Source organism: Mycobacterium sp. pUA109, assembly GCF_041287095.1.
GTDB lineage: Bacteria > Actinomycetota > Actinomycetes > Mycobacteriales > Mycobacteriaceae > Mycobacterium.
The window spans coordinates 49,878-63,891 of record NZ_JBGGKS010000016.1 but is presented as its reverse complement, the minus strand read 5'-3'; the positions used below and the strand labels follow the sequence as shown (position 1 = coordinate 63,891).

General features: G+C 68.2%; 14 protein-coding genes and 1 pseudogene. 9 read left to right on the top strand and 6 right to left on the bottom strand.

Annotated elements, in window-relative coordinates; genetic code table 11:
• Window positions 1-190: 190 nt before the first annotated feature.
• Window positions 191-2,101, top strand: a complete 1,911-nt coding sequence (locus ACAG26_RS18580; RefSeq protein ID WP_370484622.1) for a glycoside hydrolase family 15 protein — start codon at window positions 191-193, stop codon at window positions 2,099-2,101.
• An 11-nt stretch (window positions 2,102-2,112) separates the two neighbouring features.
• The gene (zwf, locus tag ACAG26_RS18575) at window positions 2,113-3,558 is read left to right on the top strand and encodes a glucose-6-phosphate dehydrogenase (protein ID WP_370484541.1); all 1,446 of its coding nucleotides are present in this window, start codon (window positions 2,113-2,115) and stop codon (window positions 3,556-3,558) included.
• Window positions 3,559-3,631: 73 nt separating this feature from the next.
• On the opposite strand, the gene ACAG26_RS18570 is transcribed toward zwf, so the two are convergent.
• A complete protein-coding gene (locus ACAG26_RS18570; RefSeq protein WP_370484540.1) occupies window positions 3,632-3,943 on the bottom strand; it encodes a hypothetical protein in 312 nt (103 codons plus the stop codon).
• Window positions 3,944-4,454: 511 nt separating this feature from the next.
• Here ACAG26_RS18570 and mihF point away from each other — a divergent pair.
• From mihF to metK, 5 genes are all read left to right on the top strand, one after another.
• Window positions 4,455-4,772: an integration host factor, actinobacterial type gene (gene mihF, locus ACAG26_RS18565; RefSeq protein ID WP_003932123.1), complete on the top strand. Its 318-nt coding sequence runs from the start codon at window positions 4,455-4,457 to the stop codon at window positions 4,770-4,772.
• A 94-nt stretch (window positions 4,773-4,866) separates the two neighbouring features.
• A complete protein-coding gene (gene gmk / locus ACAG26_RS18560) occupies window positions 4,867-5,427 on the top strand; it encodes a guanylate kinase (protein WP_370484621.1) in 561 nt (186 codons plus the stop codon).
• Between the two features lie 52 nt (window positions 5,428-5,479).
• Complete coding sequence (gene rpoZ, locus ACAG26_RS18555; RefSeq protein WP_370484539.1) at window positions 5,480-5,797, top strand: DNA-directed RNA polymerase subunit omega; 318 nt, start codon at window positions 5,480-5,482, stop codon at window positions 5,795-5,797.
• Between the two features lie 45 nt (window positions 5,798-5,842).
• On the top strand, window positions 5,843-7,087 hold the full coding sequence (coaBC, locus tag ACAG26_RS18550; protein WP_370484538.1) for a bifunctional phosphopantothenoylcysteine decarboxylase/phosphopantothenate--cysteine ligase CoaBC: 1,245 nt from the start codon (window positions 5,843-5,845) through the stop codon (window positions 7,085-7,087).
• A 108-nt stretch (window positions 7,088-7,195) separates the two neighbouring features.
• Entirely contained in the window at window positions 7,196-8,407 is a 1,212-nt protein-coding gene (metK, locus tag ACAG26_RS18545; protein ID WP_370484537.1) for a methionine adenosyltransferase, read from the top strand.
• Window positions 8,408-8,483: 76 nt separating this feature from the next.
• Here the strand turns inward: metK and ACAG26_RS18540 are convergent, their stop codons facing one another.
• Window positions 8,484-9,065 (bottom strand): CHAP domain-containing protein, encoded by a 582-nt coding sequence (locus tag ACAG26_RS18540; RefSeq protein WP_370484536.1) that lies wholly within the window; start codon window positions 9,063-9,065, stop codon window positions 8,484-8,486.
• Between the two features lie 71 nt (window positions 9,066-9,136).
• Here ACAG26_RS18540 and ACAG26_RS18535 point away from each other — a divergent pair, with 71 nt between their 5' ends.
• Window positions 9,137-9,904 carry a hypothetical protein gene (locus ACAG26_RS18535; RefSeq protein WP_370484535.1) on the top strand — a complete coding sequence of 256 codons (768 nt, stop codon included), beginning with the start codon at window positions 9,137-9,139 and terminating at the stop codon, window positions 9,902-9,904.
• 31 nt (window positions 9,905-9,935) lie between these two features.
• Here ACAG26_RS18535 and ACAG26_RS18530 read toward each other — a convergent pair whose 3' ends face one another.
• The 4 genes and pseudogenes from ACAG26_RS18530 to ACAG26_RS18515 form a co-directional block, all read right to left on the bottom strand.
• On the bottom strand, window positions 9,936-10,370 hold the full coding sequence (locus ACAG26_RS18530; protein ID WP_370484534.1) for a type II toxin-antitoxin system VapC family toxin: 435 nt from the start codon (window positions 10,368-10,370) through the stop codon (window positions 9,936-9,938).
• 3 nt (window positions 10,371-10,373) lie between these two features.
• Window positions 10,374-10,706: pseudogene (locus ACAG26_RS18525) on the bottom strand (type II toxin-antitoxin system Phd/YefM family antitoxin); the annotation flags it as partial.
• The gene (locus ACAG26_RS18520; RefSeq protein ID WP_370484533.1) at window positions 10,685-12,205 is read right to left on the bottom strand and encodes a flavin-containing monooxygenase; all 1,521 of its coding nucleotides are present in this window, start codon (window positions 12,203-12,205) and stop codon (window positions 10,685-10,687) included. The pseudogene ACAG26_RS18525 and the gene ACAG26_RS18520, both read right to left, overlap by 22 nt.
• A gap of 57 nt (window positions 12,206-12,262) precedes the next feature.
• Complete coding sequence (locus ACAG26_RS18515) at window positions 12,263-13,207, bottom strand: alpha/beta hydrolase (protein ID WP_370484532.1); 945 nt, start codon at window positions 13,205-13,207, stop codon at window positions 12,263-12,265.
• Between ACAG26_RS18515 and ACAG26_RS18510 the strand changes: the two genes are divergently transcribed.
• Window positions 13,206-13,955 carry a lysoplasmalogenase gene (locus ACAG26_RS18510; protein WP_370484531.1) on the top strand — a complete coding sequence of 250 codons (750 nt, stop codon included), beginning with the start codon at window positions 13,206-13,208 and terminating at the stop codon, window positions 13,953-13,955. The genes ACAG26_RS18515 and ACAG26_RS18510 overlap by 2 nt on opposite strands.
• Window positions 13,956-14,014: the final 59 nt, after the last annotated feature.

The window sequence follows — 14,014 nt, the reverse complement described above, 5'->3', positions numbered from 1 at the left end:
GTTTTTAATGACGCGCAGGTCAGAAGTGCATTTTCCAGACACGCCGTAGCCGGCGGACCATGATGACCCCATGGGGAGCACCAAGAAGCGATCAGAGGTTATCGAGCAACCGAGCACGCTCACCGGCGATAGCGGGGCCGTCGGGAACGGGCAGCCCGCCCCGGCCCTCAGCGAAACCGGGGCGCTGGAAATGGCGCTGTCGACCCGCAGCCCGTTCCCACCGATCGACGAGTACGCGTTCTTGTCCGATTGTGAGAACACCTGTTTGATCGCCCCCAACGGTGCGGTCGAGTGGATGTGCCTGCCGCGCCCGGATTCCCCCAGCGTGTTCGGCGCCATCCTGGACCGCGGTGCCGGCCACTTCCGGGTCGGCCCGTACGGGCAAAACGTGCCCTCGCAGCGGGTGTACCGGCCCGGCGGGCTCATCGTGGAAACCACCTGGCAGACCGAGACCGGCTGGTTGACCGTGCACGACTGCCTGGTGATGGGCGAATGGCACAACACCGACAAGCGCTCCAAGACCCACCGGCGCGCCCCGACCGATTGGGATGCCGAACACATTCTGCTGCGCACGATCAAATGCGTCAGCGGCACGGTGGAGCTGGAAGTCAGCTGTGCGCCCGCGTTCGACTATCACCGGCAGGAGGCGCGCTGGGCGTACACCGGCGAGGTCTACGAGGAGGCCACCGCCACCTGCAAAGGCGCTGCCGGGGCGGGCCATCCCACGCTGAAGTTGACCACCAACCTGCGGTTGGGCATCGAAGGGCCCGAAGCCACCGCCCGCACCCGGATGACCGAGGGCGACGAGGCGTTCGTGGCGCTGTCCTGGTCGCCGCTGCCGGCGCCGCACACCCAGGAAGAAGCCGCCCAAAAGATGTGGCAGACCTCCGAATGCTGGCGGCAGTGGATCACCATCGGCAAATTCCCGGACCATCCGTGGCGCGGATACCTGCAGCAAAGCGCGTTGGCGTTGAAAGGGCTCACCTACGCGCCGACCGGCGCGCTGATGGCTGCATCCACCACGTCGTTGCCGGAAACCCCTGGGGGAGTGCGTAACTGGGACTACCGGTACGCCTGGGTGCGGGACTCGACATTCGCCCTGTGGGGGCTGCACACCCTTGGACTGGACCGCGAAGCCAACAACTTCTTCCATTTCCTGTCCGATGCGGCCGTCGACGAGGACGGCCAAGCCCAGACGCTGCAGGTGATGTACGGGGTGGGCGGGGAGAAAACGCTGACCGAAGCCGAACTGAAGCATCTGTCCGGCTATGACGGCGCCAGCCCGGTGCGGATCGGCAACGGCGCCTACGACCAGCGTCAACACGACGTGTGGGGGGCCATGCTGGATTCGGTCTATCTGCACGTGCGCTCCCGCGACGAGCACGTGCCCGAACAGCTGTGGCCGGTGCTGAAAAAGCAAGTGGAACAGGCCATCGAGCATTGGCGGCTGCCCGACCGCGGCATCTGGGAGGTGCGTGGCGAGCCGCAGCACTTCGTCTCGTCGAAGGTGTTCTGCTGGGTGGCGCTGGATCGCGGCATGAAGCTGGCGCTGCTGCACGGCGAGAAGGAGTACGCCCGCGAGTGGGCCGCGATCGCCAGCGACATCAAGGCCGACATTTTGGCTCACGGCGTCGACGCCCGCGGCGTCTTCACCCAGCGGTACGGCAGCGACGCGTTGGATGCGTCGGTGCTGATGATCCCGTTGCTGCGGTTCCTGCCGCCCGAGGACCCGCGGGTGCGCGCGACCGTGCTGGCCATCGCCGACGAACTCACCGTCGACGGGCTGGTGCTGCGCTACAAGGTGGAGGAGACCGACGACGGGCTGGTCGGCGAGGAGGGCACTTTCACCATCTGTTCGTTCTGGCTGGTGTCGGCGCTCGTCGAGATCGGCGAACTGCACCGGGCCAAGCAGCTGTGTGAGCGGCTGCTGGCCTTCGCCAGTCCGCTCAGCCTTTTCGCCGAGGAAATCGACACCCGCACCGGGCGTCATCTGGGCAACTTCCCGCAGGCGTTCACCCATCTGGCGCTGATCAACGCCGTGGTGCACGTGATCCGGGCCGAGGAGGATGTCGCGGCCGGCGAATTCCAGCCGGCGTACTGAGGGGGACCACGATGGTTGCGACCGAAAAGGGGGGCGCCGCTCCGCATGTTGTCGTGTTGTTCGGTGCCACAGGCGATTTGGCGCGCCGCAAGCTGCTGCCGGGCTTGTTTCACCTGTCCATGTCCAAGCTGGCGCCGGAACTGCGCATCGTCGGCACATCGTTAGACGACCTGGACGACGACGGATTCCGTCACCTGGCCGCGCAGGCGTGCGAGCAGTTCTCCCACACCGCGGTGCCGGCCGAAGACCGCAAGCAGTGGGTGCAAAGCCTGCGCTATGTGCCGCAGGCGGCCGGTCCGGGCGCGCTGTCGACGACGGTGGCCGAAGCCGCGGCCGGACTCGGCGGTGACGTCAAACTGCTGCATTACCTGAGCGTTCCGCCCAAGGCCGCGATCCCGGCGATCCGCACCCTCGAGCAGGCCGGTCTGGTCAAAGACGCCGGGGTGGTGATGGAGAAGCCGTTCGGCACCGACCTGGACAGCGCGGTCGCGCTCAACGCGTCGATCCACGAAACCTTCAACGAATCGCAGATCTTTCGGATCGATCACTTCCTGGGCAAGGAGCCGGCCCAGAACATCCTGGCGTTCCGGTTCGCCAACGGGCTGTTCGAGCCGATCTGGAACCGGACGTTCATCGACCACATTCAGATCGACATCCCCGAGAAGCTGTCCCTGGAGGGCCGGGCGGCGTTCTACGAGCCGACCGGCGCGTTCAAGGACATGGTGGTGACTCACCTCTTTCAGGTGCTGGCCTTTGTCGCGATGGAGGCGCCCACCGCGCTGGCCTCCGACGCGATCGGCGTCGAGAAGAACAAGGTGTTTCGGTCCATGGTGCCGCTGGATCCGCGCAACGTGGTGCGCGGCCAATACCGCGGATACCGCGACGAGCCCGGCGTCGCACCGGATTCGGACACCGAGACGTTTGTCGCGCTCAAATGCGAGATCGACAACTGGCGCTGGGCCGGTGTGCCGTTCTATCTGCGCACCGGCAAATGCCTGGCCGAGGGGCAGCGGATCATTTCGATCGCATTTCGGGAACCGCCCAAGAGCATGTTCCCGCCGGGATCCGGGGTGGGCGCGCACGGTCCGGACCACCTCACCTTCGACCTCGCCGACCAGTCCAAGGTGTCGCTGTCGTTCTACGGCAAGCGGCCCGGGCCGGGGATGAAGCTCGACAAGCACAGCCTGCAGTTCGGGTTGGCCGACACCGACACCGTCGGCGACGTGCTGGAGGCCTACGAGCGGTTGATCCTGGACGCGATGCGCGGCGATCACACGCTCTACACCACCTCGGAGGGCATCGAGCGGCTGTGGGAGGTTTCCGCGCCGCTGCTGGCCGATCCGCCGCCGGTGCGCGGCTACGACGTCGGCTCGTGGGGCCCCAATGCCATCCATCAGCTGATCACCCCGCACGCCTGGCGGCTGCCGTTCGACCGGGTGTGGCGCAGCAGCAAGTGAGCCCAGGTTCTCGCCGAGTGTGAATCTCCCGACGCGACACGCCGCGGCGGCGTCGCCCGATTCCCACTCGGCGTCAGTGGTGGTGCGGAATCTTGTCCAGCACCGACCGGCACTCGGCGGTGGCGCCGAGCCGCTGGCAGGCGTTCTGGGCGATCCGCGCGGCCTGTTCGGGGGTTTGGGTGGTGCCGTTGTCGACCTGCCAGACGTAGCCGCGGCCCTCGTCGGCCAGGCAGCGCACCGCGGTGCCGGCGCTGGACTTCGTCGACAGGTTCAGCTGGCCGCTGTCGCAGCTGGAGCCCGCCGCGGGGCCGTCGGCGCGGGCCAGCGCGGGCGGGGTGACGATCATCGTCGCGGCGAGCACGGCGGCGGTCCCTGCGATTGTCATCCACTTCATGTCCGCTATGTCGAGACCGGGCCCAGCGGCGTTACCGTGCGCCACGTCACAGCCGTCTCATTCGCATCTACTACCTAGCGTCGTTGCCGGTTCGACCGGCGAAAAGGCTGTTCGACACGCCGCGCGACACGCGCGACACGCAACGCGATCTGGAAAATATGCGAAACCAGCAATGCTTCGATGGCAGGTGCTGTCGTGACCGCCGGCCGCCGAATCGCCCTGACGTGCCGGCGGACCGTGTCAATCGCCCAAAACCGCTGCTAGACAACGTTTTCAGGAAACCTGCTTACGTGCCGGCGCGGCGCGGACGGTTGCCGGCAGGTCGATACCCGACGGTCGCGCCGAATCGCCGCTCGGCCCATACGCTGGGCATTTGTGGCCCTAACCAGGGGGGTGGGGTTAGATTTCGTCTGGCGGGGTGGGTACGGTCGTCGTCGCTGGCTGGAGTACCCGGCCGAGATAAACAAACATCGATGCCAATCGATGACGATGAGGAGGAATCGTGGCCCTTCCCCAGTTGACCGACGAGCAGCGCGCGGCCGCGTTGGAGAAGGCTGCTGCCGCACGTCGAGCCCGAGCCGAACTCAAGGACCGGCTCAAGCGTGGTGGCACCAACCTCAAGCAGGTGCTCAAGGACGCCGAGACCGATGAGGTCTTGGGCAAGATGAAGGTTTCGGCGCTGCTCGAGGCGTTGCCGAAGGTGGGCAAGGTCAAGGCGCAGGAAATCATGACCGAGCTCGAGATCGCACCGACCCGCCGGCTGCGCGGCCTGGGTGACCGTCAGCGCAAGGCGCTGCTGGAAAAGTTCGACTTTTCCTAACCCGGCCAGCATGCAGGCCGACGATGGCCTGAGGCGGGGTGGAAACCCGGACGATGAGCGCGACCCGCGTGCGCGGCCCCCGGCCGTCGCGCGCGTGGTCGTGCTGTCCGGTCCCTCCGCGGTCGGTAAGTCCACGGTGGTCCGCTGTCTGCGTGAGCGGATCCCCGACTTGTACTTCAGCGTGTCGGCGACCACCCGGGCACCTCGGCCCGGCGAGGTCGACGGCGTCGACTACCACTTCGTGACGGCGGAGCAGTTTGCGCAGCTGATCGAAGAGCACGCGCTGCTGGAGTGGGCCGAGATCCACAACGGCCTGCACCGCTCCGGCACCCTGCGCGAACCGGTCCGAGAGGCCGCCGCCGCCGGGCATCCGGTGCTGATCGAGGTCGATTTGGCCGGGGCGCGGGCGGTGAAGCGGGCCCTGCCGGAAGTCATCACGGTGTTCCTGGCGCCGCCAAGCTGGGAGGTGCTGGAGGCCCGATTGGTGGGCCGCGGTACCGAAACGCCGGCGGTGCGGCAGCGCCGGTTGGCCACCGCACGCGCCGAACTGGCAGCTCAGGGCGACTTCGACCACGTCGTGGTGAACCGCCAATTGGAGACAGCCTGCGCCGAATTGGTATCCTTGCTGGTGGGAACCGCCCCGGACCCGGAGTGAGCCGCCCACCAGTCCTTCAGACGCCAGTCTTTACCCGCCAGGAGATAGCTACGTGACTACGCCCCAGACCGACGCGCCGTTGGCGGCCGTCCCCGACGAGTTCGACGTGTCCGTCGGTGGCTACGACACCCCGCTGGGCATCACCAACCCCCCGATCGACGAGCTGCTGGAGCGCGCGTCGAGCAAGTACGCGCTGGTGATCTACGCCGCCAAGCGGGCCCGTCAGATCAACGACTACTACAACCAGCTCGGCGACGGCATCCTCGAGTACGTCGGCCCGCTGGTGGAGCCGGGCCTGCAGGAAAAGCCGCTGTCCATCGCGCTGCGGGAGATCCACTCCGACCTGCTCGAACACACTGAAGGCGAGTAAGGGGAGCAGGCGGTCCGCGATGAGCCTCCGAGGCGACGAGCAGTCGTGAACGAGCGCAAGCGGATCGTCGTCGGGGTCGCCGGCGGCATCGCCGCCTACAAGGCGGCCACCGTCGTGCGCCAACTCACCGAGGCCGGGCATCAGGTCCAGGTCATCCCGACCGAATCGGCGTTGCGGTTCGTCGGCGCCGCCACCTTTGAGGCGCTGTCCGGGCAGCCGGTGCGCACCGGGGTCTTCGAGGACGTTCCGGCCGTGCCGCATGTGGCCATCGGGCAGCAGGCCGATCTGGTCGTGGTGGCCCCGGCCACCGCGGACCTGCTGGCCCGGGCCGTTTCCGGCCGCGCCGACGACCTGCTGACCGCCACCCTGCTCACCGCGCGATGTCCGGTGCTGTTCGCGCCGGCGATGCACACCGAGATGTGGCTGCACCCGGCCACCCAGGACAATGTCGCCACCCTGCGGCGGCGCGGGGCGGTCGTCTTAGAGCCCGCGTCGGGCCGGCTGACCGGCAGCGACACCGGCGCCGGCCGGCTGCCCGAGGCCGAGGAAATCACCACCTTCGCCCACCTGCTGCTGGAGCGCCACGACGCCTTGCCCTACGACCTGGCCGGCCGCAAGGTGCTGGTCACCGCCGGGGGCACCCGCGAGCCGATCGACCCGGTCCGTTTCATCGGCAACCGCAGCTCGGGCAAGCAGGGCTACGCGGTGGCCCGGGTGGCGGCCCAGCGCGGCGCCGAGGTGACGCTGATCGCCGGGCACACCGCCGGGCTGATCGACCCGGCCGGGGTGGACGTGGTGCACATCAGTTCGGCGCAGCAGCTGCGCGACGCGGTGTCCAAACACGCCCCCGAGGCGCATGTGCTGGTGATGGCGGCCGCGGTGGCGGACTTCCGGCCGGCCCAGATTGCGCCCGCCAAGATCAAAAAGGGCAGTGCGGCGCCGCCGACGATCGACCTGGTCCGCAACGACGACGTGCTGGCCGGCGCGGTGCGGGCCCGCACCGATGGGCAGCTGCCCAATATGGCCGCGATCGTCGGATTCGCCGCCGAAACCGGCGACGCCAACGGTGACGTGCTGTTTCACGCCCGCGCCAAGCTGCGCCGCAAGGGCTGTGACCTGCTGGTCGTCAACGCCGTCGGGGAGGGCAAGGCGTTTGAGGTGGACCACAACGACGGCTGGCTGCTGGCCGCCGACGGTGCCGAGTCGGCCCTCGAGCACGGCTCCAAGACGTTGATGGCGAGTCGTATCGTGGACGCCATCGTCACATTTCTGCACGGGCACAGCGGGTAGCGGCCGGCGGTGCGGACCTGGCCACCGAGCCGGGCTGCCCGGGCGCGTCGAGCCCACAAACGATATGATTTGGTTAGCTAAGTTTTATATGGTGGAAGGATGACAATCGTGAGCAATAAGGGTCGGCTGTTTACCAGCGAATCGGTGACCGAGGGGCATCCGGACAAGATTTGTGATGCGATCAGTGATTCGGTGCTGGATTCGTTGTTGGCGGCCGATCCGCGTTCGCGTGTTGCGGTGGAGACGTTGGTGACCACTGGTCAGGTGCATCTGGCTGGGGAGGTGTCCACCACCGCGAAGGAGGCGTTCGCCGATATCACCAACACGGTCCGGGAGCGGATCTTGGACATCGGCTATGACTCTTCGGAGAAGGGTTTTGACGGCGCGACGTGTGGGGTGAACATCGGGATTGGTGCCCAGTCGCCCGATATCGCCCAGGGGGTGGACACCGCGCATGAGGCCCGGGTGGAGGGTGCGGCTGATCCGCTGGACGCCCAGGGTGCCGGTGATCAGGGGCTGATGTTCGGGTACGCGATCTCCGATACCCCGGAGTACATGCCGCTGCCGATCGCGTTGGCGCACCGGCTGGCGCGTCGGCTCACCGAGGTCCGCAAGAGCGGTGTGTTGGACTACTTGCGCCCGGACGGCAAGACCCAGGTCACCGTGGCCTACGAGGGCAACACCCCGGTGCGGCTGGACACCGTGGTGTTGTCCACCCAGCACGCCGACGGGATCGACCTGGACGCCACCCTGACCCCCGACATCCGGGAGAAGGTGGTCAACACCGTGCTCAACGACCTCGGCCACGACACCATGGACACCTCCGACTACCGGCTGTTGGTCAACCCGACCGGCAAGTTCGTGCTGGGCGGCCCGATGGGTGATGCCGGGTTGACCGGCCGCAAGATCATCGTCGACACCTACGGCGGCTGGGCCCGCCACGGCGGTGGCGCGTTTTCCGGCAAGGACCCGTCCAAGGTGGACCGCTCGGCGGCCTATGCGATGCGCTGGGTGGCCAAGAACGTGGTCGCGGCCGGGTTGGCCGAGCGGATCGAGGTGCAGGTCGCCTACGCGATCGGCAAGGCCGCCCCGGTCGGGTTGTTCGTCGAGACGTTCGGTACCGAAACCGTCGACCCGGTCAAGATCGAGAAGGCCATCGGCGAGGTGTTCGACCTGCGGCCCGGCGCGATCGTGCGCGACCTGGACTTGCTGCGCCCGATCTACGCCCAAACCGCCGCCTACGGGCACTTCGGCCGCACCGACATCGAACTGCCCTGGGAACAACTCAACAAAGCCGACGACCTCAAACGCGCGGTGTAGTTCCCCCCGCGAGCGTGCGTGTCCCCGGTCGACACGCCGCAGGAAATCCCGGATCTGCGCACGCTCGCGCCGCAACTTACAGCAGCCCGAACCCGACTACACCCGGGTCGTCGGCGAGCGCGAACCGGTGGATGCTGACCCCGCCGAGTTCGTTGCCGCCCACCGTCGTCACGGTGCCGGCGTCGTCGGCGACGACGATGTTGGTGTGCTGGTGAAATGGGCTGGTGTCGTTGTACATCACCACGTCGCCGACCTGCGGTAGGTAGCCCGACGCGGTGGGCCGGAACCGCTCGGCCGACTGGTAGTAGTCCTGCAGGGTGCCCACACCCGGGATGCGCCACGAGCCCGAATTCGGGTTGGCCAACGGATGGCCGGCGGCATGCATGATCCAGCTGACGAAGTCCGCGCACCACGGTTCGTCCTTGCCCTGCGAGTAGAACGTTTTCGGGTGGTGTGCCTGGAACTGGTCCCGCAGCTGGTCGACGACCGCCACCTGGGTGGGGTTCAGCCCGGCGGGGTCGACGGCCGGAAACGAGGTCAGCCGGGTGCCCTGGATCGCCTGGGCATGATGCCACCGGGGGCCCCAGCACAGCAGCGCGGCGACGGCGGCCACCACGACCACCAAGGCCGGAAGCCAGATTCGGCGACGCGTGATCATCGGAGAACGGTAACCGATGGCCGCTCATTTGGTGCACGGCACGCGCCTTGAGCTGGGATAGGTTCACAGCTGTGGCAGTGGTGGAGCGGACCGGCACGCTGGACGACGTGCGCGACGCCCGGCGGGCGCTGATGGGGGCGTACGAGCCGCCGAGGTTGGGGTTGGTATTCCTGGTGGTGACCTCGGCGACCCTCGCCGCACTCGGCGCGTCAGACGTGTCGAATTTTCCGGTGATCTTCACCGCCGAGGCCTGCCTGATAGTCGAAATGATCGCGTACTCGTGCTGGTCCTACCCGCGCAGTCGGCTGGCCCACCCGCGCCGGTTCCGGCTCTTTACGACGCGGGCCTATCTCGTGATGTGGCTGATGGGCGTTATTGGTTTGTCCGTAATGATCCCCGTCATGGCCGGGGCGGTTGCGCAGCGCGGCACCGCGACGGCCTATGCGCTGCTGTTCGTGGCCATGGTCGGGACGGGCATCGCCATCACCGAGGTCCGGTGGCGCCTCGACCCGTACGGCGTCGACATGCCCGCACTGCGCAAAGTCACCGATCAGCCGGCCGTCGTGGACGCGCTGATCGAGCCGCGGCAGCGGCTGATGCTGTGCACGATCCTCGCCGGCCCCGACCGGGTCGACGCCCGGATGCTCACCCGCGCCCAGCGGGTCAGCGACGAGGAACTCGGTCAGCTGACCGCCGAACTTGTTGCCGCGCACTATCTGAGCGTGTATCCGGAGGGTCGGCGGTGGTGGTTCGGACTTACCCACACCGGGCGCACGGTCTATCGCCGTCATCTGCGGGCGCTGCTGCAACCCACGCAACCACGTGTCCAGGAGATCTGATGTTTGGCCGGCACGCGGGAAAGGCGTCGGCCTAGGGGTCGAGTTGGGCGGGGGCGACCCGGCACCCGGCCACTTGAGTTGCCGCGTGCAGGCGTCGGTCCCAGACGGCGACAATCAGGTCGGGTTCGCCGATGGCCAACGCGCTGGCTAGATGAACGGCGTCGGCTCCGCGCAAAGCGTGGACTCGGGCGAGCTGGCCGGCGTGCCGTTCCACCGTCGCGGTGAGTTCGACGGGGCGAGTGGCGGCCCAGAAGTTCTCCCAGTCACGCTCGGCGTCGGCGAGTTCGGATTCGGTTAGGTCGTGATTGCGGGTCGCTGCGGCGAGTGCGGCGCGGACTTCGGGGTAGGCCAGGCGACTGGACACGGCGGCGTCGCAGCCGTCCCAGAGTGCTGACGCCAGCGAGCTCCCCGTCTCGGTGGTGAGGAGTTTGACGAAGGCGCTGGCGTCGAAGTAGACGAGCGGCACGGGTTAGCGTCGCTGATCGCTGACCCGGTCAGACACCGGCCGTCGTGGTCGGGGTCTGGGCCGCCCCGCGGCGACGGGCCGCGGCGCGGAAGCCTTGCCAATCACGCCTTCGGCCGTCAGACGCTCCAAGGTGCCCGCGCTGTCCAGCGCGGCCAGCCGCGCGACCGGAATACCACGGTCGGTGATGACGACCTCGCCACCGGCCCGCGCTCGCTCGAGCCAATCGCTGAGGTGCGCGCGCAACTCGGTCACAGATACGTCCACACTTTGACTGTACATTTTCTGGGCCATAATTTGTACATTTCGGTGCAGCGTTACGCGGTGAAGCGGTAGTCGTCGAAGTCGAAGCGGCGGCTGTGCCAGACGGCTTCCACCGTGGTGGTGGGCCGCAGCGGCACGTCGCCGTTCTTATCGAAGTAGTAGCTGTTGGCCAGCCGGCAGCTGTCCTGCCAGAACACTTGGCGGTGCCGTTTGCGCATCATGTCCGCGAAATACCGGGCGTTGGCCTCCTCGGTGACCTCCACCCGGGTCGCCTGCCGGCGTCGGGCCCGCTCCAGGCACCGCACGATGTGATGGGTCTGCGCCTCGATCAGCGCGAAATACGACGACCCTACGTAGCCGTACGGCCCGAAAACGCTGAACAGATTGGGGAATCCGGGGATGCTGACCCCCTCGTAGGCTTGCAGCCGGTGCTCGTCCCAGAACTGGCTCAGCGAGCGTCCGCCGGCCCCGGTGACCGCGAAGGTGGGCACGCTGTCGGTGTCCATCACCTTGAACCCGGTGGCCAGCACCAGCACGTCGACGGCGTGATGCTCGCCGTCGGTGGTCGCCACGCCCGCGGGGGTGATCTTGTCGATCGGCTCGGTCACCAGCCGCACATTGTCCCGGTTGAAGGTGGCCAGGTAGCGGTTGTGGAAGCCGGGCCGTTTGCAGCCGACCGCGTAGCGCGGCGTGAGCTGCTCGCGCACAATCGGGTCGCGGACCTGTTGGCGCAGATAGGCGCGCCCCGCCGACTCCATCCGCTTGGCCAACGGAAAAACGGTGAAGTACTGCGCGGCGATCGGGAAGGTCAGCTCGACATAGGCCTGGCTGAGCAGCCGCTGGATGGCCTTGCCGCCGGGGATGCGCATCGCCCACCGCGCCGGCTTGGGCAGCGGCACATCGAGTTTGGGGAAACACCAGATCGGGGTCCGCTGAAACACGGTGAGGTGCTCGACGATTGGCGCGATCTCCGGGATGACCTGCACCGCCGAGGCGCCGGTGCCGATGATGGCGACGCGTTTGCCGGCCAGATCCTGGGTGTGGTCCCAGCGCGCGGTGTGCATGGTGAGACCGTCGAACGTGTCGACGCCATCGATATCGGGCAGCTTCGGCACCGTCAGCACCCCGCTGGCATTGATCAGGAACCGCGCCGTCACCGTCTCGCCGGTGTCGAGTTGCACCCGCCACCAACCGTGCTCGTCGTCGAAGTCGGCGCCGAGAACCTTGGTGTTGAACCGGATCCGGGACCGGATGCCGTATTTGTCGACGCAGTGCTCGGCGTAGGCCTTCAGCTCGTTGCCCGGCGCGTAGGTGCGCGTCCAATCTGGGCTCTGCTCGAACGAGAACTGGTAGGAAAACGACGGAATATCCACGGCGATACCGGGATAGGTGTTCCAATGCCAGGTGCCGCCGACGCCGTCGCCGGCCTCGATCAGCCGGTAATCGGGCAGCCCGGCCCGATCGAGTTTGATCGCCGCGCCGATCCCGGAGAACCCGGCGCCGACGATCAGCGCGTGGTGATCGGGCAGCGTCCCCGGCCCCGCCTCACGGTTTTGCTCTGCAGCGCGGCTCATCTCCCCACTGTAGGAGCTGCCCGCACCGGGTGGGGCGCCGTTTCGGGATCGGCACGGTCAACCCCACAGCGCGGCCCGCAGCGCCGCCAGCCCGCGGTCGGCGGCCTCGGTGGCGGCGGGCACCACCCCGGCGTAGCCCAGGAAGCCGTGCACCAGCGTCTCGGCGTTGTCCACCTGCACCGGTACCCCGGCGTCCGCGAGCAGCTCGCCGTAGCGCAGACCGTCGTCGCGCAGCGGGTCATAACCGGCCACCGCGATGTAGGCCGGCGGCAGGTCGGCGAAGTTCTCGGCGCGTCCCGGCGCCATCCGCGGCGGCGGGTTGCGCAGATCGACCTCCCCGGCGTACCAGCGGGTGAACGCGGCCACCGCTTTCAGGTCGAGGATGGGCGCGTTGGCGTTCTCGCTGAACGACGGCAGCGACGCGTCGTACACGGTGGCCGGGTACCACAGCAGCTGGAACACCGGCCGCGGCCCGCCCTCATCGCGGCACTGCTGGGCGACGACCGCCGACAAGGTGCCGCCGGCCGAGTCGCCGGCCACCGCCAGCCGAGCCGGGTCGGCGCCCAGCTCGCCGGCGTGCGCAAACACCCACTGCGCCGCGGCCCAGCTGTCCTGCACGGCCGCCGGATACGGGTGCTCGGGCGCCAGCCGGTAATCCACCGACACCACCACCGCGTCGGCGCCCACGGCGTGCTGGCGGGCGGTGCCGTCGTGGGTGTCCAGGTCGCCGGCGACGAATCCGCCGCCGTGGAAGAACACCACCACCGGCGCGGGGTCGGTCGGCTCGGGCGGCCAGTAGATGCGCACCGGGATGTCGCCGGCGGGCCCGGGGATGGTGCGGTCCTGCACCCGCAGCTCCGGGTGGATCGGGCGTCGGGGCAGCTCCGCCAGCTGTCGGCGCGCCGCCTCGACACCTTGCTCGGTCGAGAACTGAAACGGCACCGCGTCCAGTACCTTCTGCAGAATGGCGTCGACGGGTGGCTTGTCACCGGAAACGGGCATGCAGACACCGTACGCACCGCGGTTGGTGACGGGTGCATGGATGGTCGCTGGGTGGGCGGGCGCCGGCTACGGGATCTTTTTGACCGTGACCGCCGTGCGCTCGCTGCCGGGCGCCGACCTGACCGGGCAGTGGAGTTTGCAGCCGCTGGTCAAAGCGTCGATGGCGCTGCTGTTGGCCGTCGCCGCGGCGGCGCATCCCTTGGTGCGTGAACGGCGCTGGCTGATGCCGGCGTTGGGGTTTTCCGCGGTGGGGGATTGGCTGCTGGCGATCCCGTGGTGGCCGATGTCGTTCGTGGCCGGGTTGGGCGCCTTCCTGTTCGCGCACCTGTGCTATCTGGGTGCGCTGGTTCCGCTGGCCGCGCCGACGCGCCGCCGGCTGGTCGCGGTCGCGGTGACCGTTGCCGCGTGTGTGGCGCTGCTGGTGTGGTTTTGGCCGGGGCTGACCCGTGAGGGGCTGACGCTGCCGGTGATCGCCTACATCGCGGTGCTCGGGGCGATGGTGTGCGCGGCGCTGCTGGCCCGGCTGCCGACGGTGTGGACCGCGGTCGGGGCGGTGTGTTTTGCGGTGTCCGACGCGATGATCGGCATCGGCCGGTTCGTGCTGGGCAACGAGGCGCTGGCAGCGCCGATCTGGTGGGCCTACGCCGCGGCCCAGATCCTGATCACCGCCGGGTTTTTCTTCGGCCGGCCGTCCGGCGCGGGCAGCGAGGCCACCGAGATCGACGCCAGCGAGGAAGATGCCGAGTAGGCGTCGCGGCAGCGTCGATTTCGGCGGACCGCCCTACCCGGCACGCGTGACCACGGGCG